The organism is Stenotrophomonas sp. MYb238 (genome assembly GCF_009496535.1).
In the GTDB taxonomy this organism is placed as follows: Bacteria; Pseudomonadota; Gammaproteobacteria; order Xanthomonadales; family Xanthomonadaceae; genus Stenotrophomonas.
Window position 1 is genome coordinate 97461 of sequence record NZ_WIDL01000006.1, and the last position, 21209, is coordinate 118669.

General features: G+C 68.4%; 16 protein-coding genes. 9 read left to right on the plus strand and 7 right to left on the minus strand.

Annotation, left to right across the window (positions count from 1 at the left end; translation table 11 throughout):
- Window positions 1-30: 30 nt before the first annotated feature.
- From CQ393_RS06050 to queF, 5 genes are all read right to left on the minus strand, one after another.
- Window positions 31-1095: a PDDEXK nuclease domain-containing protein gene (locus CQ393_RS06050; RefSeq protein WP_016487843.1), complete on the minus strand. Its 1065-nt coding sequence runs from the start codon at window positions 1093-1095 to the stop codon at window positions 31-33.
- Window positions 1092-2291: a site-specific integrase gene (locus CQ393_RS06055; protein ID WP_014603550.1), complete on the minus strand. Its 1200-nt coding sequence runs from the start codon at window positions 2289-2291 to the stop codon at window positions 1092-1094. Before CQ393_RS06055 ends, CQ393_RS06050 begins: the two co-directional genes overlap by 4 nt.
- A 254-nt stretch (window positions 2292-2545) precedes the next feature.
- Entirely contained in the window at window positions 2546-3028 is a 483-nt protein-coding gene (locus CQ393_RS06060; RefSeq protein WP_153190659.1) for a hypothetical protein, read from the minus strand.
- Window positions 3029-3074: 46 nt separating this feature from the next.
- Complete coding sequence (locus CQ393_RS06065; protein WP_153190660.1) at window positions 3075-3374, minus strand: LysM peptidoglycan-binding domain-containing protein; 300 nt, start codon at window positions 3372-3374, stop codon at window positions 3075-3077.
- 105 nt (window positions 3375-3479) lie between these two features.
- Entirely contained in the window at window positions 3480-4292 is an 813-nt protein-coding gene (gene queF, locus CQ393_RS06070; RefSeq protein ID WP_153190661.1) for an NADPH-dependent 7-cyano-7-deazaguanine reductase QueF, read from the minus strand.
- Between the two features lie 54 nt (window positions 4293-4346).
- On the opposite strand from queF, the gene CQ393_RS06075 reads away from it, so the two are divergent.
- A complete protein-coding gene (locus tag CQ393_RS06075) occupies window positions 4347-4742 on the plus strand; it encodes a protease inhibitor I42 family protein (protein ID WP_153190662.1) in 396 nt (131 codons plus the stop codon).
- Between the two features lie 3 nt (window positions 4743-4745).
- On the opposite strand, the gene CQ393_RS06080 is transcribed toward CQ393_RS06075, so the two are convergent.
- Both CQ393_RS06080 and CQ393_RS06085 read right to left on the minus strand, forming a co-directional pair.
- Window positions 4746-6062 (minus strand): amidohydrolase, encoded by a 1317-nt coding sequence (locus tag CQ393_RS06080; RefSeq protein WP_153190663.1) that lies wholly within the window; start codon window positions 6060-6062, stop codon window positions 4746-4748.
- Between the two features lie 119 nt (window positions 6063-6181).
- Window positions 6182-6868: a hypothetical protein gene (locus tag CQ393_RS06085; protein ID WP_153190664.1), complete on the minus strand. Its 687-nt coding sequence runs from the start codon at window positions 6866-6868 to the stop codon at window positions 6182-6184.
- A 211-nt stretch (window positions 6869-7079) separates the two neighbouring features.
- Here CQ393_RS06085 and CQ393_RS06090 point away from each other — a divergent pair, with 211 nt between their 5' ends.
- From CQ393_RS06090 to CQ393_RS06125, 8 genes are all read left to right on the plus strand, one after another.
- The gene (locus CQ393_RS06090) at window positions 7080-8327 is read left to right on the plus strand and encodes an efflux RND transporter periplasmic adaptor subunit (protein WP_153190665.1); all 1248 of its coding nucleotides are present in this window, start codon (window positions 7080-7082) and stop codon (window positions 8325-8327) included.
- A 159-nt stretch (window positions 8328-8486) separates the two neighbouring features.
- Window positions 8487-11723: an efflux RND transporter permease subunit gene (locus tag CQ393_RS06095; RefSeq protein ID WP_343199678.1), complete on the plus strand. Its 3237-nt coding sequence runs from the start codon at window positions 8487-8489 to the stop codon at window positions 11721-11723.
- Window positions 11720-14839 (plus strand): efflux RND transporter permease subunit, encoded by a 3120-nt coding sequence (locus tag CQ393_RS06100; RefSeq protein ID WP_153190666.1) that lies wholly within the window; start codon window positions 11720-11722, stop codon window positions 14837-14839. The genes CQ393_RS06095 and CQ393_RS06100 overlap by 4 nt, the downstream gene beginning before the upstream one ends.
- A 1111-nt stretch (window positions 14840-15950) precedes the next feature.
- Window positions 15951-16592 carry an ABC transporter ATP-binding protein gene (locus tag CQ393_RS06105; protein ID WP_153190667.1) on the plus strand — a complete coding sequence of 214 codons (642 nt, stop codon included), beginning with the start codon at window positions 15951-15953 and terminating at the stop codon, window positions 16590-16592.
- Entirely contained in the window at window positions 16573-17559 is a 987-nt protein-coding gene (locus CQ393_RS06110) for an HlyD family efflux transporter periplasmic adaptor subunit (protein WP_153190668.1), read from the plus strand. The genes CQ393_RS06105 and CQ393_RS06110 overlap by 20 nt, the downstream gene beginning before the upstream one ends.
- On the plus strand, window positions 17556-18542 hold the full coding sequence (locus CQ393_RS06115) for an efflux RND transporter periplasmic adaptor subunit (protein WP_194269596.1): 987 nt from the start codon (window positions 17556-17558) through the stop codon (window positions 18540-18542). Before CQ393_RS06110 ends, CQ393_RS06115 begins: the two co-directional genes overlap by 4 nt.
- Window positions 18539-19795 (plus strand): hypothetical protein, encoded by a 1257-nt coding sequence (locus CQ393_RS06120; protein ID WP_153190670.1) that lies wholly within the window; start codon window positions 18539-18541, stop codon window positions 19793-19795. Before CQ393_RS06115 ends, CQ393_RS06120 begins: the two co-directional genes overlap by 4 nt.
- Window positions 19792-21042, plus strand: coding sequence for an ABC transporter permease (locus CQ393_RS06125; protein WP_153190671.1), 1251 nt, complete (start codon window positions 19792-19794; stop codon window positions 21040-21042). The genes CQ393_RS06120 and CQ393_RS06125 overlap by 4 nt, the downstream gene beginning before the upstream one ends.
- Window positions 21043-21209 lie beyond the last annotated feature (167 nt).

Below are 21209 nucleotides of genomic sequence, written 5' to 3' on the forward strand. Positions count from 1 at the left end.
CGCCGGGACGCCCGACTGCTTGGGACAGGACTACTCGTTGTCCGTCTTGCGCTGCTCGATTTGCAACTGCGCCCGTTGCGTTGCCTGTTGCAGCCGCTCCACCAGCACGCCCCTCGGCGGCAAGGCGGTCAGATACTCGGCAACGTGGATGCCGGACTTGTCCAGCTCCAGCAATTCGATCTGCTCGCGCTTCTTGCCGGTGCAAAGGATGATCCCGAGCGGCGAGGCTTCCTCCGGCTCCCGTTCGTGCTTGTCTAGCCACCGAAGGTAAAGCTCCATCTGCCCTTTGTAGGCCGCCTTGAAGTCACCTACCTTCAACTCCACCGCAACCAGCCGCCGCAGCTTGCGGTTGTAGAACAGAAGGTCAAGGTGGAAATCCTCGTCGTCGATCGGAATGCGCTTCTGCCGGGCGACGAATGAGAAGCCCGCGCCCAGCTCCAGCAGGAAGGACTCCATTTCACGGATGATCGCCGCTTCCAAGTCGCCTTCCTGCCAAGTGTCCCGCAGGCCCAGGAAGTCGAGGATGTACGGGTCGCGCATGACCAGGGCCGGCGACATGCGCTGCGCATCGCGCAGGGTCGCCAACTCCTGCGCTATGGTTTCTTCCGGCTTTTGGGAAAGCGCCGTGCGCTCGTACAGCATCGAGTCGATACGCTCGCGCAGCGTCCGCACGCTCCAGCGTTGGGTGCTGGCCATCTGTGCGTAGTAGTCCCGCTGGAGCGGGTCTTTCAGCGGCATCAGGGCGATGAAGTGCGTCCAGCTCAATTCTCGTATCAGTGATACGAGAATTCGCTCGTCGGGGAAGGTGGCGGCGAACTGCACCATGCGGCGCAAGTTCTGCTCTGCAAAGCTGCTGCCGTACTCCTCCACCAACTGCGCAGCCAAGGTGGGCAGAACTTCCTTGCCGTAGGCGCCCCGGCGCCTGTCCAAGACCTGCGTGTGGATGCGTTGGCCGATGCGCCAGTAGAGCATCGTAAGCTCGCTATTCACCGTCGAGGCGGCGCGCTTGCGCGCCGCCTCGATCAGTGCCCGAATGTCGCCCAGCAGCGCCGCGGGCGCTGCGAGCGATGCTGCTGATGGCCGGCGCCCGTTCATGCCACCGCCTCCGCAAGCTGCCGCGCGCCCGTGATGGCTTGGCGGCGGCTGGCCACCAGCTCGGCCGCCTCGCGCACCGGCTTGTCCTCGGTGTGGACGTAGTGCATGAACATCGCCACGGTCTTGTGGCCCGTCAGCTTCATTCCCACTTTGGTCGGCACACCGGAATTGGCAATGTCGGTGGTCGAGCGATGACGGATGCCGTGCGTGCCTACGTGCGGCACGCTGGCGGCCTTGAGCGTCCGGCACCAGCCGCCATAGTGCTCGCCAAAGGTCAGGTGCTTGGCCGGGTCGTTCGGCGACGGCAGGACGTAAGGGCAGCCTTCCAGACGCGGCGCCGTCGAAAGCAGCCGATAGGCTTCCTCGCTCATGGGCTTGGAAATGCCGCCAACCTTGCTGTCGGGCCACACCACGCGCCGGTTCTCGAAGTCCAGCCAGCTCCATTCGAGCGGGCAGATTTCGGAGCGCCGCGCCGCAAACTCGAATTGCAGCCGGATCGCCAACGGGATGACGTAGTTCTCCAGCCCCTCCGCCTCCAGTTTCTCCAACTGGCGGAAGATCCGCACCATTTCCTCGTCCACGATGAGCCGGGTTTCCTTGCCCGGCGGGTACATCGGGACGTGGCGGCACGGATTCGTACCGTCCGGGCGGAAGCCCCAGACTTCGGCCAAGTTGAACATCTTGCGCAGCACGCCGAAGGTCTTGTTGGCCTCGGTCGGCTTGTAGGCCAGCTTTTCCATGAGCCCCGCAATGTCGGGCCGCTTCACGTCATGCACCTTCTTGCGGCCCAGCAGCGGGATGATGTTGCGGTCGATGACGCCCTGGTAGCCGTCCTGCGTGCTGACCTTGTTGCGCTTCTTGGAGTAGTCCTCCATGAACTTTTTGCACAACTCGGCCATCGTGGGCGCCTTGCGCGCCTCGGCCTTGGCACCGCCGGGATCACCACCCCGGCGAACCTCGGCCAGCCAGTCCTGCGCTTTGACCCGCGCCTGTTCGACGGTTAGCTCCCCGTAGAGTCCCAGCGAGGGCTTGCGGGGCTGGCCAGAGTTCGTGCGGTACTGGAGCATGAACACCCGGCGTCCCGTCGGGGTAATCTTGCAAAGGAAGCCGGGCACGACGGTATCCCGTAGTTCGATGTCCTTCGCCTGGGGTTGCGCCGACTCTACGGCGGTCTTGGTGAGCTTGATCTTTGCCATGATGACTCCTTGGAACGACCCGGATTCCAGGAGCCAGATAGGAGCGGCGCGAGGGAGAACCGGGTCAAGTTTCAGAAAGCACCGGCATATGATGGACGCGCGTAAGCTATTGATAAACCTGTTGTATCGGGCTACGTCGCAGTCCAGCGAACTACCGGGCTGGAGTCATCGTGAAACAAAAAAAGGCGCAGTCTCGCGACTGCGCCCATGGCCTGCACCTGCCGGGAGAGAGGGACGGCAGGTAGAGCCGCTTGCTACTTCACTTCGAACTCCTGGGTGGTGCCGACCGGCTGGCCATCCAGGGTCACGTCCGCGCGGTACTTGCCGGCGGGCCATGCGCTTGCCTTGCTGAACTCGAGATTGGTGGTATCGGTGCCGCTGGTGTTGAGCGTGGCGCTCTGCTCGCCGGCAACCTGGCCGTCCTGGTAGGTGAGCTTGGCGGCCAGCGTGGCGTTGTTGGCAGTACCGTCGGTCTTCACCGAAACGATGATCTTGTCCTTGCTGCCGATCATGGCCACCGGCGTCACCGACTTGTCGGCCGCGGCCATGGTGCCGACGGTGACCGCGGTGACGTTGACCGCCGGAGCAGGAGCCGGGGCCGGCTCGCTCATCGGCGCGGGTGCCGGCGTGTTGGTCATCGGCGGCGGCGTGGTTTCTTCCTTCTTCTTGCAGCCGGCCAGGGCCAGCGTACCGGCCAGGGCGATCATCAGGACACTGCTGAGCGAAGTCTTCTTCATGGGATGCTCCGGAATGGGAGGGAGTGGGCGGTCGGGCCTGGTGGCCTCAGCCCTGGCGGGGCGGGATCTTCAGGGTCTGCCCGGGGAAGATCTTGTCCGGGTCGTCGAGCACGTCGCGGTTGGCTTCGAAGATCCGCTTCCATGCATTGGCGTCGCCCAGCTGGTTCTTGGCGATCCGCGAAAGGCTGTCGCCCTTCTGCACGGTGTAGGACTGCTCACCCACGATCTGCGCGGTGGAATCCACCCGCGCCGTCACGTCGGAAAAATCCGCCTTCTGTACGACCTCGGCCGTGCTGTCCACTTTGGACGTCACGTCCGAGAAATCGGCCTTCTTGTCGTTGCTCATCGGGTCGTTCCTCCTCGGCTGGGTGCAACGATTGCACCCCCCGCGTTAAGGAACCATCGCGCCGGCGTAAAGCCGGCGTATACCCGGAAGACAATCCCGGCCGGATTACTGGCGGGGGTCGCGGAATGGGCGGTGGCCGGCGGCGAAGTCGGCGGTCGAACGGCGCGGGTTGATGTCCAGGCCGCCGCGGCGGGTGTAGCGCGCCTCCACGTCCAGCGAACGGCAGCCGCAGTGGCGCAACAGGTCGAGGAAGAGGCGCTCCACGCATTGCTCGTGGAATTCGGCGTGGTCGCGGTAGCTGGCCAGGTAGCGCAGCAGGCCGCCGCGGTCGATGCGCGGGCCCGCGTAGCGGATGCTCACGCTGGCCCAGTCGGGCTGGCCGGTCACCGGGCAGTTGGACTTGAGCAGGGCCGAAACCAGGGTTTCGGCGACCACGTCGCCGGCGTCGGCGCGCAGGAAGCCGGCCTGCGGCGGGCCGTAGTGGTCGATGTCCAGGTCCAGGCCGTCGATGGAGTCGCCCTCGGCATCGGCCACGGGCGGCAGGCCGAATTCGACCACGACCTCGGCACCGGCGCAGGCGGAAAGATCGGCGGCGATGCGCCCGCGCACGTCGGCGGCGCTGCCCAAACGCGCGGCGTTGAGGGAGTTCAGGTAGAGCTTGAGCGACTTGGACTCGACCAGGTTGGGCGAGGCGGCCGGCACCCACAGCGTGGCGGTGGCCACGCAGGGCTTGCCGCGCGTGTCCAGCCAGCCCAGCTCGTACACGTGCCAGCGGTCCTGGCCGACGAAGGGCAGCGCGGCATCGAGACCGATCTCGGCACGCGCGGCGGCGCGCGGAATCGGGAACAGCAGGCCCGGGTCGTACTGCGCGGGGTAGGCGACCTCGCGGCCGAGGCTGGAATCGTGGGGGGTGTTCATGCGGCAATTGTAGGAGCTGTTACGTTAGCCGCGCCTGCATCGGAGCCGACCGCCATGATCCGACCGTCCACGACACTGGCCCTGCTGCTGGGCCTGGCCGCCTGCCAGGGACAACCGCCACAGACGCCCCCCACGATCGTGCATGCCCGGGCCGATTCGGCGAACACCCTGGAGGTCGGGCAGATCCTGGAGGTCGCGCTGGAAGGCAACGCCGGCACCGGCTACCAGTGGCAGGTGGTCGAGAGCGGACAGCCGCAGCTGGCCGCCATCGCGCCGTCGGCCGATACCGCCACGGCGGCGCCGGCCCGGCCCGGCGGCCCTGTCCTGCAGCGCCTGCGGTTCCGCGCGGAGCAGCCCGGGCAAGCGCTGCTGCGGCTGGAGTACCGGCGGCCCTGGGAGCGCGGCGAACCGGCCGCGCGCACCGCCGACTACCGGGTCGACGTCCGCTGAAGCTTATCCCTGCGCGCCGTGCAGGTAGTCCAGCGACACCTGCAGCAGCGCGCGCAGACCCACGTCCAGCGCCTTCTCGTCGAGCAGGAACCTGGGCGAGTGGTTGCTGGGCGCGGTGGCCGGGTCGATGCCCGCGCCGGTGGAGCCGACGAAGAAGAACATCGCCGGCACCTGCTGGGCATACAGCGAGAAGTCCTCCGAGCCCATCTGCAGCGGCGGCTCGTAGACATTGTCCTTGCCGACCACGGCCTGCAGGCTGGGCAGCATGCGCGCGGTCAGCGCCGGGTCGTTGACCGTGGCCGGGTTGCCGTCCTTCTCGTAGATGTCGGTGGTGGCGGTGGCGCCATGCGCGGCGGCGGTGTGCTCGGCGACGTTGCGCAGGTCGGCGAAGATCTGCCGGCGCATGTCCGCATCGAAGGTGCGGATGGTGCCGACCATCTCCACCACGTCGGGAATGATGTTGTAGCGGATGCCGCCCTTGATCGCGCCGAAGGTCAGTACCGCCGGTTGCCTGGACAGGTTGGCACGGCGGCTGACGATGGTCTGCGCGGTGCCGATCAGGTCGGAGGCGGCCACGATCGGGTCGATGCCGTTCCACGGCGCCGAGCCGTGGGTCTGGCGGCCGTTGACGGTGATGGCGAAACGGTCGGATGCGGCCATCAGCGGGCCGCCGCGCACGGCGATCTGCCCGGCCTGGACGCTGGAGAACACGTGCAGGCCGAACACGGCCTCGGGCTTGAAGTCCTTGAACAGCCCTTCCTTGAGCATCAGTTCGGCGCCGCCCTGCTCCGGCGGCGGCGCGCCTTCCTCGGCCGGCTGGAAGATCAGCATCACCTCGCCGGGCAACCTGTCGCGCATCGCCACCAGCGCGTCGGCCACGCCCAGCAGGGTGGCGGTATGCGCGTCGTGGCCGCAGGCATGCATCACCCCGACCTTCTCGCCGCGGTACTCGGAGGTGGCGGTGGAGGCGAAGGGCAGCCCGGTCTGCTCGGTCACCGGCAATGCGTCCATGTCCGCGCGCAGGGCGATCTTCGGCCCCGGCAGGGCGCCCTTGATGATCGCCACCACGCCGTGCACGGCGACGCCCGTCTTCGGCTGCAGGCCCATCGCGCGCAGGCGCTCGGCGACCTTGGCGGCGGTGCGTTCCTCGCGGTTGGACAGCTCCGGATGCTGGTGGAAGTCGCGGCGCCACTCCACCACCTGCCGCTGCAGGCGCGCGGCGGCGGCGGCCACTTCCGGGCGTTGCGTGGTTTCGGCCTGCGCCAGCAGCGGCGACAGGGCGCACAACAAGGCGGGCAGCAACACGGTCTTGCGGGCCATCGGCGGGTTTCCTCGGCAGCGGAACGATGCGTCGACTGTAGCGGATGTTGTTTCCTTCCTGCTTGCTGCATGGCGATACCGCCAGCACGATGCCGATCAACGGCCGGCGCGCACAGGCATCAAGACGACTTCGGGATCACCGCGTAGATTCCATGATGGTTCAAGTAATCCATGGAGTTGGTCGGCAGCCGGATGGCCACGATGGCTATTTTTCCGCCACTTCCGTTCCTGGGGAAAAACACCTGCGCATGGGACCAGTATTTGTTTCTCACCATTTTCCGGTAAATCGGCCCGGTCATGTCGAACACCTCGCCTTCGTAGGCCAACCGGTAGGTGGCCACGCCATAGCGATCCGTGGGGATCGACGCAATCGGTCCGAGGTACTCATTGGTGTGCGACTCGGACCCCAGCGATTCATAGCCGACCACGCGCAGCACGCTGTCCTTGCGCGCCCAGTAATCCCTGTAACCATCATTCACTTCACGGGGAATGGCGGAGTCCAGGATGAAAGGCTCCTCGTCACCGGCGCTCAAATCCCGGATGTAGGCAAGCAGCACCCTGCCCTGCTCCGTGCTTTCGTCCACAAGCGGCGCCAGATCTTTCAGGCTCAGAATGGCCGCCCTGCCACTCCATGACCACGGCAAACGAACGGAGGCCTTGTCCGTGATCCTGATGATCTGGTAACGCGAGTCGTCGCCCCGAGGGCCGTCCTTCTTTGCCCATGCAGCAAATGGGTTCATCGAGATTCCCAGCAATGAGACGAGTACGAGGGGCTTGCCAAGCATCCTGACAATCCTGCTGGCCATCGGCGGCTTTCCTGGACTGCGGCTGGCAGGTGAATGTAGGGCAAACGGACGGGGCCGACGAGTGTCAACCAATACGGCACGGAACCGTTCACCACCAATACGGGTCTGAGCGCGTGGCCCATCGGTCATGCGCCAGCCGTCACGGGCCGGCGTTATGCTCTGCGCCGTTCCGCCAGCCCCTTCGCCAATCGGTTCCTCGGGAGTTTTCCGCATGTCGCGTTTCTGGAAGATCGTGCTGCTCGTCGTCGCCATCCTGCTAGTGGGGGGAATCGGCTACCGGGTGATGGGAGGCGGCAAGAAGGCCGGAGGCGCGGCGCCGGCCGCGGGGGCGCCCGGCGGCTGGGGCGGCGGCGACAAGGCGCGCGACCCGGTGCCGGTCACCGCGGTGGCCGCCGAACGCAGGAACGTGCCGGTCTACGTCACCGCGCAGGGCACGGTGGCCGCGTACAACACGGTCACGGTCAGCCCGCAGGTCGGCGGCGAACTGCTGAGCGTCGATTTCAAGGAAGGGCAGACGGTGAAGAAGGGCGACCTGCTGGCCCGGATCGACCCGCGCACCTTCCAGGCCCAGTACGACCAGGCCATCGCCAGCCAGCGCCAGAACCAGGCCCTGCTGGCCACCGCCCAGTCCAACTACGAGCGGTCCAATTCCGAGGCCTACCGCCAGTACGTGGCGCAGACCGACCTGACCACCCTGCGCAACCAGGTCGCCCAGTACCAGGCGGCGGTGGCCGCCGCCCAGGCCACCGCGAACCAGAGCAAGGTGCAGCTGGGCTATACCCGCATCGTCTCGCCCATCGACGGCGTGGCCGGCATCCGCGCGGTGGACCCGGGCAACGTGGTCGGCGCCGGCACCGCCCTGGTCACGCTGACCCAGCTGCAGCCGATCTACGTGCTGTTCAACCTGCCCGAGCAGCAGTTGGAAGCGGTGCGCACCGCGCAGGGCAACGGCCCGCTGGAAGCGGCGACGCTGGACCGCGCCGGCGGCGCGGTGGTCAATGCCAACGGCAGGCTGCAGGTGGTGGACAACCAGATCAGCGCCACCAGCGGCACCTTCCGCCTGCGCGCCGAATTCCCCAACGCCGACAAGGCGCTGTGGCCGGGCCAGTTCGTCAACGTGCGCATGAAGCTCGACGAGCTGCCCGACGCGGTGGTGGTGCCGGCCGAGGCCGTGCAGCGCAGCAGCACCGGCGACTTCGTCTACCTGATCAAGCCGGACAACACCGTCACCCTGCGCGACGTGGTGCAGGGCGGCCAGGTCGACGACAGCCACGTGGTCGTCAGCAAGGGCCTGCAGCCCGGCGACAAGGTGGTGACCGAGGGTCAGTTCCGGCTCAAGGAAGGCGTCAAGGTCAATCCGCTGCAACCGGGCCAGGCGCCGCCGGCGCCGACCGAGGAACAGCTGAAGGCCGCCAGCCAGAAGCGCGGCGCCGGCCGGGGCGGCCGTGGCCCGCGCTGACGCCCGGTCCCTGCCCGCGGCGCGCGATGGCGCGATGCGGGCGCGGGACACATACGCATACGCGCGCGCCGCACACGGCGCGCGCAACGAGCGCGGCGGGAACATGGGCCGGTACTGACCGCCCGGCGCCGCGCCACACTCTCACCACAGGAACCGACCGTGGGCTTCTCGACTCTCTTCATCCGCCGCCCCATCGCCACCTCGCTGCTGATGGTCGGCCTGATGCTGCTCGGCATCCTCGGCTACCAGCGCCTGCCGGTTTCGGCCCTGCCCGAGATCGAGGCGCCCAGCCTGGTCGTGACCACGCAATACCCCGGCGCCAGCGCGCAGACCATGGCCTCGCTGGTGACCACGCCGCTGGAGCGGCAGCTGGGCCAGATCTCCGGCCTGGACCTGATGACCTCCGATTCCTCGGCCGGCCTGTCCACCATCGTGCTGCAGTTCTCGATGGAGCGCGACATCGACACCGCCGCGCAGGACGTGCAGGCGGCGATCCGCCAGGCCACCCTGCCCGGCTCGCTGCCATACCAGCCGGTCTACAACCGGGTGAACCCGGCCGACGCGCCGATCCTGACCCTCAAGCTGGCCTCGGACACGCGCCCGCTGCGCGAGGTCAACGACCTGGCCGACTCGGTGCTGGCGCAGCGCCTGTCGCAGGTGGACGGCGTCGGCCTGGTGTCCATCGCCGGCAACGTGCGCCCGGCCGTACGCATCCAGGCCAACCCGGCGCAGCTGGCCAACATGGGCATGACCCTGGAAGACCTGCGCAGCGCGCTGACCCAGGCCAACGTCAACGCGCCCAAGGGCTCGCTCAACGGCAAGACCCAGAGCTACACGCTCTCCACCAACGACCAGCTCAGCGACGCGTCGGACTACAACGACATCATCGTGCGCTACAAGAACGGCGCGCCGGTGCGGCTGCGCGACGTGGCCAGCGTGGTCGACGGCGTGGAGAACGACCAGATCGCCGCCTGGGCCGACGGCAGGCCGGCGGTGCTGCTGGAAGTGCGGCGCCAGCCCGGCGCCAACATCGTCAAGACCGTGCAGAACATCCGCCAGATCCTGCCCGGCCTGCAGAACATGCTGCCGGCGGACGTGAAGCTGGACGTGTTCTCCGACCGCACCGTCACCATCCGCGCCTCGGTGCACGACGTGCAGTTCACCCTGGTCCTCACCATCTGCCTGGTGGTGGCGGTGATCTTCGTATTCCTGCGCCGGTTGTGGGCCACCGTGATCCCGTCGGTGGCGGTGCCGCTGTCGCTGCTGGGCACCTTCGGGGTGATGGCGTTTGCCGGCATGTCGCTGGACAACCTGTCGCTGATGGCGCTGACCGTGGCCACCGGTTTCGTGGTCGACGATGCGATCGTGATGATCGAGAACATCGTGCGCTACATCGAGCAGGGCAAGGACGGCCAGGAGGCGGCCGAGACCGGTGCGAAGGAGATTGGTTTTACCGTCTTGTCGCTGACCGTGTCGCTGATCGCGGTGTTCCTGCCGCTGATCCTGATGCCGGGAGTGACCGGCCGCCTGTTCCACGAGTTCGCCTGGGTGCTGTCGATCGCGGTGGCGATCTCGATGCTGATCTCGCTGACGCTCACCCCGATGATGTGCGCCTACCTGCTCAAGCCCGACGCGCTGCCCGAGGGCGACGACGCCCACGAGCGCGCCGCCGCGCAGGGCAAGGTGACGGCGTGGTCGAAGCTGGTGCATATGTATGAGTCCAGCCTGGACTGGGTGCTGCGCCACCAGCGCATGACCCTGGGCATCGCGCTGGGCTCGGTGGCGCTGACCGTGCTGCTGTACATCGCGATACCCAAAGGCCTGCTGCCCGACCAGGACACCGGCATGATCACCGGCGTGGTGATCGCCGACCAGAACGTGGCCTTCGAGCAGATGCAGCAGCGCACCCGCGCCGTGGCCGAGGCGCTGCGCCAGGACGAGGCGGTGACCGGCGTGGCCGCCTACATCGGCGCCGGCTCGATGAACCCCACGCTCAACCAAGGCCAGCTGAACATCGTGCTCAAGGACCGCGGCGAACGCGGCAGCCTGGATGCGATCCTGCCGCGGCTGCAGGCCGCCGCCGCGCACATCCCCGGCGTGGCGCTGTACCTCAAGCCGGTGCAGGACGTGACCCTGGACACGCGCGTGGCCGCCACCGCCTACCAGTTCTCGCTGTCGGACATGGACAGCAGGGAGCTGGCCGAACAGGCCGCGCGCGTCACCGATGCGCTGCGCCGCCTGCCCGAGCTGGCCGACGTGGACAACAACCTGGCCGACCACGGCCGCGCCCTGCACGTGGAAGTGGACCGCGACAAGGCCAGCCGCTACGGCGTGCCGATGCAGACCATCGACGACACGCTGTACGACGCCTACGGCCAGCGCCAGATCTCCACCATCTTCACCCAGCTCAACCAGTACCGCGTGGTGCTGGAGGTGGCGCCGGAGTTCCGCACCTCCGACGCGCTGATGAACCAGCTGGCGATCGGCAGCAACGGCAGCGGCGCGCTGACCGGCAGCAACGCCACCACCCTGGGCCAGGTCAGCTCCAGCAACTCCTCCACCGCCACCGGCATCGGCAACAGCAACACCGGCATCGCGCTGGGCGCCGGCGGCACCATCCCGCTGTCGGCGATCGCCACCGCCACGCCCGGCACCGCGCCGCTGATCGTCAGCCACCAGCAGCAGCTGCCGTCGGCGACGATCTCCTTCAACCTGGCGCCGGGCTACTCGCTGTCCGAGGGCGTGGCGGCGATCAACAAGGCAGTCGCCGAGCTGCAGCTGCCGCAGCAGATGCAGGCGCAGTTCGTCGGCACCGCCGCCGAGTTCTCCAGCAGCCAGACCGACGTGGTGATGCTGCTGCTGGCCGCCATCGCGGTGATCTACATCGTGCTGGGCGTGCTCTACGAGAGCTGGATCCACCCGCTGACCATCATCTCCACCCTGCCCCCGGCCGGCGTCGGCGCGCTGCTGGCGCTGTACCTGTGCGGCATGAGCCTGTCGGTGGACGGCATCGTCGGCATCGTGCTGCTGATCGGCATCGTCAAGAAGAACGCGATCATGATGATCGACTTCGCGCTGGACGCGCAGCGCGCCGGCATGAACGCCTTCGACGCGATCCGCCGCGCCTGCCTGCTGCGCTTCCGCCCGATCATGATGACCACCGCTGCGGCCATGCTCGGCGCGCTGCCGCTGGCGCTGGGCACCGGCATCGGCTCGGAACTGCGGCGCCCGCTGGGCGTGGCCATCGTCGGCGGCCTGCTGCTGTCGCAGCTGGTCACGCTGTACACCACGCCGGTGATCTACCTGTACTTCGAACGCCTGTCCGAATGGGCCGCCAGGCGCCGCGAGCAGCGTGCCGCCGCGCGCCTGCAGGCTACCGGCAAGCGCGCCGGATGAATATTTCCGCGCCCTTCATCAAGCGCCCGATCGGCATCAGCCTGCTGGCCATCGGCCTGTTCTTCGCCGGCCTGCTCTGTTACCTGCGGCTGGGCGTGGCGGCGCTGCCGAACCTGTCGATTCCGGTGATCTTCGTGCAGGCCAGCAACATCGGCGCCGACGCCGACACCATGGCCGCCACCGTCACCGCGCCGCTGGAACGCCACCTCGGCCAGGTGCCGGGCATCAGCACCATGCGGTCGAGCAGCAGCGACGGCCGCAGCATGGTGTTCCTGATGTTCGACACCAGCCGCGACATCGACGCCGCGGCGCAGGACGTGCAGGCGGCGATCAACGCCGCCATGGCCGACCTGCCGGCCGGCATCGGCACGCCGACCTACCAGAAGGCCAACCCCAACGACGATCCGGTGATCGCGCTGTCGCTGACCTCGGAAACGCAGTCCGTTGCCGAGCTCTACAACCTGGCCGATTCGCTGCTGGCGCAGCGCCTGCGCCAGCTGCCGGGCGTGTCGCAGGTGGACATCGCCGGCGCCTCCACTCCCGCCGTGCGCGTGGACCTCAACCTGCGCGCGATGAACGCACTCGGGCTGAGCCCGGACGACCTGCGCAACGCCATGCGCGCGGCCAACGTGGCCTCGCCGCTGGGTTTCCTCAGCGACGGCAGCAGCCAGACCGCCATCATCCTCAACGACCAGGTGCGCAAGGCCGCCGACTTCGCCAACGTCGCCATCGCCACCCACGACGGCGCAGTGGTGCGGCTGAAGGACATCGCCACCGTCTACGACGGCCAGCAGGACGCGTTCCAGGCGGCGTGGTTCAACGGCAAGCGCGGCGTGCTGATGTACGTCTACCTGCGCAGCGGCGCCAACCTGGTGGCGACCGTGGACCGGGTGAAGTCGGAGATGCCGGCGCTGTCCGGCTACCTCGACGCCGGCACCACGCTCACGCCCTATTTCGACCGCACCCCGACCATCCGCGCCTCGCTGGCCGAGGTGCAGATCACGCTGATGATCAGCCTGGCGATGGTGGTGCTGACCATGGCGCTGTTCCTGCGCCGGCTGGCGCCGACCCTGATCGCGGCGGTGACCGTGCCGCTGTCGCTGGCCGGCGCGGCGGTGGTGATGATGGTGCTGGGCTTCACCCTCAACAACCTGACCCTGCTGGCGCTGGTCATCGCCATTGGTTTCGTCGTCGACGACGCCATCGTGGTGATCGAGAACATCATGCGCCACCTCGACGACGGCATGCCGCGCATGCAGGCGGCGATGGCCGGCGCGCGCGAGATCGGCTTCACCATCGTCTCGATCACCGCCTCGCTGGTGGCGGTGTTCCTGCCGATCATCTTCGCCCAGGGCATGCTCGGCGCGTTCTTCCGCGAGTTCACCCTGACCCTGGTGGCGGCGATCATGGTCTCGGCGCTGGTATCGCTGACCCTGACCCCGGCGCTGTGCGCGCGTTTCCTGCAGCCGCACGAGGCGCACGTGCGTCAGTCGCGCATGCACCGCCTGCTCGACAGCGTGCACGGCGGCATGCTGAAGGTCTATACGGTCGCGCTGGATTTCTCGCTGCGCCACGCGCTGATGCTGGCGCTCACCCCGCTGCTGCTGATCGTGGCCACCTTCTACCTCGCCGGCGCGGTCGGCAAGGGCAACTTCCCCGAGCAGGACACCGGCCTGATCTGGGGCCGCGCCAGTTCCAGCGCCACCGTGTCCTTCAACGAGATGAGCGCGCGCCAGCGGCGCCTGAGCGACATGTTCCTGGCCGACCCGGCGGTGAAGATGGTCGGCGCGCGGCTGGGCTCCAGCCGCCAGGGCAGCAGCGCGCAGTTCAACATCGAACTGAAGACCATGGCCGAGGGCCGGCGCGAGGCCACCAGCCTGGTGGTCGCGCGACTGAGTGCCAAGGCCGCGCAGTTCCCCGACCTGGACGTGCGCCTGCGCGCCATCCAGGACCTGCCCTCCGATGGCGGCGGCGGTGGCGGCCAGGGCGCGCAGAACCGCGTCACCCTGCAGGGCAACGACGCCGCGCAACTGGCCGAATGGCTGCCGAAGCTGGTGGAAACGCTGAAGCAGAACCCCAAGCTGCGCGATGTCGGCTCGGACGTGGACAAGGGCGGGCTGATGCAGCGGATCGTCATCGACCGCGAGAAGGCCTCGCGCCTGGGCGTGAGCATCGGCGCCATCGACGGCGCGCTGTACGGCGCCTTCGGCCAGCGCCAGATCTCCACCATCTACGCCGACCTCAACCAGTACGGCGTGGTGGTCAACGCGCTGCCGGAACAGACCGGCAGCCCGGCCGCGATCAACGACGTGTACGTGCGCTCCAGCAGCGGGCAGATGATCCCGCTGACCGCCTTCGCCCACCAGGAACCGGGCCTGGCGCCATCGCAGGTGACCCACCAGAACCAGTACACGGTGATGGACCTGAGCTACAACCTCGCCCCGGGCGTGAGCAGCGGCGAGGGCGATACCATCGTCAAGGCCGCCATCGACGGCCTGCGCATGCCCGGCGACATCCGCCAGGCCGAGCCCGGCGGCTTCCGCCAGGCGCTGGACCCCACCGCGATGCTGATGCTGATCATCGCCGCCATCGCCACGGTCTACATCGTGCTGGGCATGCTGTACGAGAACCTGGTGCACCCGGTGACGATCCTGTCCACCCTGCCGGCCGCCGGCATGGGCGCGCTGCTGGCGCTGTGGATGACCAATACCGACCTGTCGGTGATCTCGACCATCGCGCTGGTGCTGCTGATCGGCATCGTCAAGAAGAACGCGATCATGATGATCGACTTCGCCCTGGTGGCGCAGCGCGAGCACGGCAAGTCCCCGGCCGAGGCCGTGCGCGAGGCCAGCATCGTGCGCTTCCGCCCGATCATGATGACCACGATGGTGGCGATCCTGGCGGCGCTGCCGCTGGCCATCGGCCTGGGCGAAGGCTCGGAACTGCGCCGCCCGCTCGGCATCGCGATGATCGGCGGCCTGCTGATCTCGCAGAGCCTGACCCTGCTCAGCACCCCGGCGCTGTACGTGATCTTCTCCTGCCTGCAGCAGCACTGGCGCGGCTGGCGCGCACGGCGCCGCGAGCGCAGAAGGCAGCGGCGGATCGCCCGGGCCTGATCGTCCCCGCACGGGCAACGTCCTGCTCAAACGGCAACGTCCCGCTCAAACGCGTAGCCGGGAAAGCCTCTGCCGTGCACTACACGGCACCACGCCCCCGTCGCGGCGCATTGCCGTTGCCGTTGCCGTTGCCGTTGCTGTGATTTTGCCGTTGCTTCTAGCTTTTGACTTCCGGGTCCCCTTCCACAGCGACGGAGTCGACGGACAAGACCCCGCAGGGGCGACGTGCATGGGTTCGGCGGAAAAAGGCGAAGCACTGCTTCGCCCCGCCGGACGGGCAGGCGCCGTGCGGCGACTGCCCCGGACTCGACCGCGAAGTGGGCGAGCACGTCGTTTTTCGACGAGACAGGGATGCCTCGTCGAAAAATCCCGCCGGCGTAGTGGACCCAGCCCGCGCAGCGGGCTGGGTGCGGAGGCAGGGGCGTGTTGACCAGCCATTCGGCTGTTGGAAAGCACCTCTCTTGGTTACTTCTCTTTGCACGAGCAAAGAGAAGTAACTCGCTCCTGCGAAGCAGGAGTGAAAGCCTTGCTTTCAAGATTTCGTTCTTGTGTCTATGCCTTGGCTATTGCTCCTTCCCAGAGCAGGAATGCAAGCAACGGCTGAAACAAGATCAAGAGCTTTCGCCCCCTATCGGGCGCGAGCTACTTCTCTTTGCTCGTGCAAAGAGAAGTAGCCAAGAGAAACGCTCTTCAACAGCCGAATGGCTGGTCAACACGGGCCGGGCCGCGATCCGTCGGGCTGCGCCCGCCGGTCCCCTGTGCTCCTCGCGTGCCGAGGGGGCAGCGCACAACTCGCTTCGCTCAGACACGTGCGCCTCTTCGCCCCTCGCCACGCTGCGGTGCTCGGCTCGCTCTACGGCCGGGGAAATCAGGAGCCAAGAGCAGAATCACCAGCAACAGCAACGACAGCAGCAACCAAACCCACGCATGATCATGCCTGCGGCCAACGGGCAAGCAAGCCGGGCCATCGACACCCGCTGCGAGCCTCGATCCAGCTCCCCGACCATGGCCTTGCCGCCACCTCTTCGGCTAGCATCGGGCACAGGACCAAAGGGGCAGTCAGGATGACCGGACCGTGATAGAGCTGCGCAACGTACACCGGCACTACGCCATGAGTGGACAGACCGTACGGGCGCTGGCCGATGTGAGCCTGAAGATCGGCGCAGGCGAGTTCGTCGCCATCACCGGCCAGTCCGGCTCGGGCAAATCCAGCCTGCTCAACATCCTGGGCTGCCTCGACCACCCGACCAGCGGTCACTACCTGATCGAGGAACGCGACGTGGCCACGCTCGACGACGAGGCCAGCAGCGACATCCGCAACCGCCGCATCGGCTTCGTTTTCCAGAGCTTCCACCTGCTGCCGCGGTTGACCGTGCGCGAGAACGTGCTGCTGCCGCTGCGCTTCCACCGCCAGCCGCCGGCCGAAGCGCACGAGCGCGCCGACGCGCTGCTGGAACGGGTCGGCCTGGCCGAACGCCGCCACCACCGTCCCAGCGAGCTTTCCGGCGGGCAGATGCAGCGCGCCGCCATCGCCCGCGCCCTGCTGCTGCGCCCGGCCCTGCTGCTGGCCGACGAACCCACCGGCAACCTCGATTCGCGCAGCGCGGCCGACGTGCTGGCGCTGATCGACGAGGTGCACCGCGACGGCCAGACCGTGGTGCTGGTGACCCACGACAACGACATCGCCGCGCGCGCGCCGCGCCGGGTCCGGTTGCACGACGGCAGGATCGAGCATGATTCGGCGCTGCACTGAGCTGGTGGCGGCAGCGGCGCTGTGCTTCGCAACCGCCGTGCCCGCGGCGGCGAAGGTGGTGCTGACCGGCGAGGTACGCTCGATCGACAGCCAGGTCATCCTCACCCCGCAGTCGAACAGCTCGCCGGTGGTGATCCGCTATTTCGTGCCCGAAGGCGAGCCGGTGAAGAAAGGCGAGGTCGTCCTGCGCATCGATCCCGGGCAGTCGGCGGCGATGATTCCCGATCTGGAGGCACAGATCGAACAGTCCGCGGCCAAGGGCAACAAGGAGATCGCCGAGCTGGAGGTCAAGACGGTCGATGCCGAACTGGCGCTGGTCGATGCGCAGGCCAAGCTCGCCGCGGCCAGGATCGACGCGAAGATCCCCAAGGGCCTGGTCTCGGACCTCGATTACGACCGCTACCAGGGCGAACTCGACAGCGCCACGCGCGAAGTGGAACTGCAGCGCCGCCTGCTGGCCGAAGCGCGCGAGGCGGTACGCCGGCGCCGCGAGGACAACCGGCTGGAGATCCGCAAGCTGGAAGTCCAGCGCGACTACCATGCCGCGCTGGTGCGCACCGCCGAGGTCCGCGCCGACCGCGACGGCATCGTCGTGCACGGTTTCAACAACAACTGGATCGGCGGCCGCATCGACGAGGGTTCCTCGACGATGCCGGGCAGCCGGGCCGGCGAGGTGGTGGCCACGACCAGCCGGTTCGCGGTCCGTGCCTGGGCGTTGCAGCCCGACCGCCAGGCACTGCGGGTCGGCCAGGCGGCTCGCCTGGGATTCGACGCTGTGCCCGGCAGCGCCGTGGCAGGGCGCATCACCGCCATCGGCGGCGCGCCCGAGCGCCGGCCCGAATGGGGCGACGGGCTCTACTTCCTGGTCGACATCGCGTTCGATCCGGGCAGGCTGCCGCTGCTGCCGGGCATGAGCGTGCGGGTGATCGCCGATGCGCCTGCCGCCGGAGAGGGAATGCCGCGATGAAACACCCGTACGCACGCCTGTGCCTGCCGGTCCTGCTCGCCGCCGCGCTGGCGGCCTCGGCCGCCGGTGGCGGCACGCTGCGCATCGATGGCGAGGTCTACGCCCAGCGCGCGGTGCAGCTGATGTCGCCCTCGGTGGACCGCATGTGGCAGTTCAAGGTCACCCAGCTCGCCCCCGATGGCTCGCCGGTCAGCAAGGACCAGCCGGTGCTGGCCTTCGACAGCAGCCAGTTGCTGCGCGACCTCGGCGAGAAGCAGAGCAAGCTGCAGGAGAAGCAGCGCGAGCGCGAGAAGCTGCTGCTCGACCTGGCCGAGCGCGAGCGCACCGAGCGGCTTTCCACCGCCGAGGCCCTTGCCGCGCTGGAGAAGGCGCAGCGCAAGACCGGGCAGCCGCGCGAGCTGATCGCCGCCATGCAGTACGACAAGCTCGTCGAGGAACGGCGCCGGGCCGAGCAGCGCATGGTCCTGGTACAGCAGCGCGAACGGCAGTCGGCCGAGCAGCGCCGGCAGGAACGGCGCCTGGTCGATTCCGAACTCGCGCAGCTGCAGGCCGATGTCGAACGCCTGCAGGCATCGGTGGCGCAGATGACGATCGCCGCGCCGCGCGACGGCGTGATGGTGCACAAGAGCAGCTGGAACGGCGAGAAGTTCGACGTCGGCTCGCAGGTGTGGCTGGGCCAGACCGTGGCCGAGATCCCGGATGCGTCCGCGCTGGCCGTGCGCGCGCAGTTGCCCGAACGCGACCTGCTGCGCGTGTCGGCAGGCGCGCCGGCGCGGATCGTGGTCGAAGGCGGCGGCGGCAGCGCGCACCACGGGCGGGTCGCCAGCATCGGGCGTGCGGTGCGCAGCAAGTCGCAGGTGCAGCCGATTCCCGTGGTCGACATCGTGATCGAGTTCGATGGCGCCGCCGTGCGGTTGCGCCCCGGGCAGGCGGTCCGTGTTGAACTCACCGCCTCCCCGGTGGCGAAGGAGACAGGCGCATGACGCCGCGACCGTTCCTGCTGGCGTCGTTGGCACTGGCGCTGTCCGGTTGCGCCGCCGACGCGGTGCCGCCGGCATCGGAGATCGTGTCGGCCGGCGAACTGCTGCTCAGCGTCGACGGCGAGGGCGAGCTGCGTTCCAGCAAGCCGATGCCGCTGAACGTTCCCGGCCGGAACTGGGCCTCGCGCCAGGTCGAGTGGATGCTGCCCGAGGGCAGCGCGGTGAAGAAGGGCGACCTGCTGGCCCGCTTCACCGCCCGCGATGGCAGGCAACAGCTCGACCAGGCCATGCTCGATTTGCAGCGCAACGCGCTGGCGCGCCTGTCCAAGAAAGGCGACCTGGAAGCCACGCAGGGCAGGGTTTCGGTGGACCTGGCACAGGTCGCGGTCCAGCTCGGCATCGCCCAGCGCTACGCCGGCGCCGATTTCTCGGCGCTGGCGCGCAACGACGTGCTCGACGCGATCGAGGACAGCCGCTATCTCGGTCAGAAGCAGGACACGCTGCAATGGCGCCGCGCGCAGGCCGGCAGCCGCGGCGGTGCCGAACTGGCGGTGCTCGACGCGCAGCGCGCCACCTTCGACCTCACCGCCAAGGACCGCCAGGCCGACCTGGACGCGCTGGAACTGCGCGCGCCCAACGACGGCGTGCTGCTGCTGACGGCAAGCTGGTCCGGCGACAAGCCGGCCGTCGGCGCGGCGATGTACGCCGGCACCGAGTTCGGCAGCCTTCCCGATACCTCGGCGATGGAAGTGCAGATCGACCTGCCGCAGATCGAGGCGCAGGGCGTGGCCACCGGCAACAGCGTCGAGCTGCACCCGCTCGGCCGTCCCGACCAGCGCTTCACCAGCCAGCTGTCGTGGGTCGCCAGCGCGGCCAAGACGCTGGGGCGCGAGAGTCCGGTGAAATACCTGTCGGTCCGCGCGCCGGTGCCCGCGGACGTGATCGCCCGGCATGGCTTCGTTCCCGGACAGCGCTTCGTGGCCAGGATCGTGCTGGCGCGCGAGGCCGATGCCATCGGCGTGGCCAACGTCGCCATCGAGCAGCAGGACGGCAAGCACTGGGTGAAGGTGCGCGAAGGCAGCGGTTTCGTGCGCCGCGAGATAGAGCTGGGCGTGCGCGGCAGCGCGCGGTCGCGGGTGCTCAAGGGGCTTGAGGCCGGCGAGGAGGTGCTGCTGTCGGCCGGCGGCCCGGCGCCGTCGAGCGAGGGGAAGCCGGACAAGGCGACGGACGACGCCACGGACAAGGACGCAGGATGAAGGCAAAGCTTCCACAACTGCCGCAGGTATGGCGCGAAGCGGTCGAGGAGCTTTGGCGGCGACGCCTGCGCACCCTGTTGACCCTGCTCGGGCTGATCTTCGGCGTCGGCGCGATCGTGGCGATGCAGGCGGTCGGCGAAGGCAGCCGGCGCGAGGCGCTGAAGCTGGTCGAGGGACTGGGCCTGCGCAACCTGATCGCCGAGGCGCGGCCGCAGGACGACGCGACCCTGCGCGAGAACCGCGCCCGCAGCCTCGGCCTCACCCTCTCCGACGCGCAGGCGGCGCTGCAGGTGGTGCCCGGCGCCGACCGGTTCGCCGCGGAGAAACGCATCCGCACCTACTCGGTGTTCAGCGACCACGCCGGCAGCGACGCGCAGGCCAGCGGGGTGAGCCCGGACTGGTTCGAACTGTCCTCCCTGCAGCTGGCCAAGGGACGCGCGTTGAGCGCGGAGGACGACGCCGCACTGGCGTCGGTGGCAGTACTCGGGCACCAGGCGGCCGCCAGCCTGTTCCCCGGCCGCGATCCGGTCGGGCAGCTGCTCAAGGTCAACCATGTCTGGCTGGAAGTAGTCGGGGTGCTCGCCGACCGCGACCTGGGCAAGCGCGACTTCGAGGGCGTGCAGCTGGGCTCGGAGAGCAACCGCGTGTTCGTGCCGCTGGCCAGCGCGCAGGCACGTTTCCGTTTCCAGCCGCGCGAAGACCCCATCGACCGTTTCCTGCTGCGCCTGGACACGCCCGACAAGCTGGCCGCCGGCGCCGGCGTGCTGTCGGCGGTGCTCGACCAGCGCCATGCCGGCGTCGCCGACTACCAGTTGGTGGTGCCGCAACAATTGTTCCAGCAGCACCAGAAGACGCAGCGCATCTTCCAGGTGGTGATGGGCGCCATCGCCGGCGTCAGCCTGCTGGTCGGCGGCATCGGCATCATGAACATCATGCTCGCCAACGTGCTGGAACGGCGGCGCGAGATCGGCCTGCTGCGCGCCCTGGGCGCGCGCCGCAACGACGTGGTCGCGCAGTTCCTGCGCGAGGCCAGCGTGATCTGCATCGCCGGCGCGCTGCTGGGCCTGCTGTTCGGCGCGGTGCTGGCCTACCTGATCGCCGCCTTCGCCGGCTGGCAGGTGGCGTGGGCGCCGCTGCCGGTGCTGCTCTCGGCCGGCTTCTGCGCACTGGTGGGCCTGGCCTTCGGCGTCTATCCCGCACGCCAGGCGGCACAGCTGGATCCGATCGCAGCATTGCGGCAGGAGTGAGTGCAGCCAGCCTCACGGCTGGTCGTTTGCGGCAGCGGTACGACACACGCACCGACCGTTGCCGTGATTGTGCTGTTGGCTGTTGCTGTTGCTGTTGGCTGTTGCTGTTGCTGTTGGCTGTTGGCTGTTGGCTGTTGGCTGTTGGCTGTTGGTTTTTGCCCTCCGGG

What these genes read in the sequence shown, in the direction of transcription:
- CQ393_RS06050 (WP_016487843.1), bottom strand. Translation starts at nt 1,095, where the DNA reads ATGAACGGGCGCCGGCCATCAGCAGCATCGCTCGCAGCGCCCGCGGCG.
- CQ393_RS06055 (WP_014603550.1), bottom strand. Translation starts at nt 2,291, where the DNA reads ATGGCAAAGATCAAGCTCACCAAGACCGCCGTAGAGTCGGCGCAACCC.
- CQ393_RS06060 (WP_153190659.1), bottom strand. Translation starts at nt 3,028, where the DNA reads ATGAAGAAGACTTCGCTCAGCAGTGTCCTGATGATCGCCCTGGCCGGT.
- CQ393_RS06065 (WP_153190660.1), bottom strand. Translation starts at nt 3,374, where the DNA reads ATGAGCAACGACAAGAAGGCCGATTTCTCGGACGTGACGTCCAAAGTG.
- queF (WP_153190661.1), bottom strand. Translation starts at nt 4,292, where the DNA reads ATGAACACCCCCCACGATTCCAGCCTCGGCCGCGAGGTCGCCTACCCC.
- CQ393_RS06075 (WP_153190662.1), top strand. Translation starts at nt 4,347, where the DNA reads ATGATCCGACCGTCCACGACACTGGCCCTGCTGCTGGGCCTGGCCGCC.
- CQ393_RS06080 (WP_153190663.1), bottom strand. Translation starts at nt 6,062, where the DNA reads ATGGCCCGCAAGACCGTGTTGCTGCCCGCCTTGTTGTGCGCCCTGTCG.
- CQ393_RS06085 (WP_153190664.1), bottom strand. Translation starts at nt 6,868, where the DNA reads ATGGCCAGCAGGATTGTCAGGATGCTTGGCAAGCCCCTCGTACTCGTC.
- CQ393_RS06090 (WP_153190665.1), top strand. Translation starts at nt 7,080, where the DNA reads ATGTCGCGTTTCTGGAAGATCGTGCTGCTCGTCGTCGCCATCCTGCTA.
- CQ393_RS06100 (WP_153190666.1), top strand. Translation starts at nt 11,720, where the DNA reads ATGAATATTTCCGCGCCCTTCATCAAGCGCCCGATCGGCATCAGCCTG.
- CQ393_RS06105 (WP_153190667.1), top strand. Translation starts at nt 15,951, where the DNA reads ATGAGTGGACAGACCGTACGGGCGCTGGCCGATGTGAGCCTGAAGATC.
- CQ393_RS06110 (WP_153190668.1), top strand. Translation starts at nt 16,573, where the DNA reads ATGATTCGGCGCTGCACTGAGCTGGTGGCGGCAGCGGCGCTGTGCTTC.
- CQ393_RS06115 (WP_194269596.1), top strand. Translation starts at nt 17,556, where the DNA reads ATGAAACACCCGTACGCACGCCTGTGCCTGCCGGTCCTGCTCGCCGCC.
- CQ393_RS06120 (WP_153190670.1), top strand. Translation starts at nt 18,539, where the DNA reads ATGACGCCGCGACCGTTCCTGCTGGCGTCGTTGGCACTGGCGCTGTCC.
- CQ393_RS06125 (WP_153190671.1), top strand. Translation starts at nt 19,792, where the DNA reads ATGAAGGCAAAGCTTCCACAACTGCCGCAGGTATGGCGCGAAGCGGTC.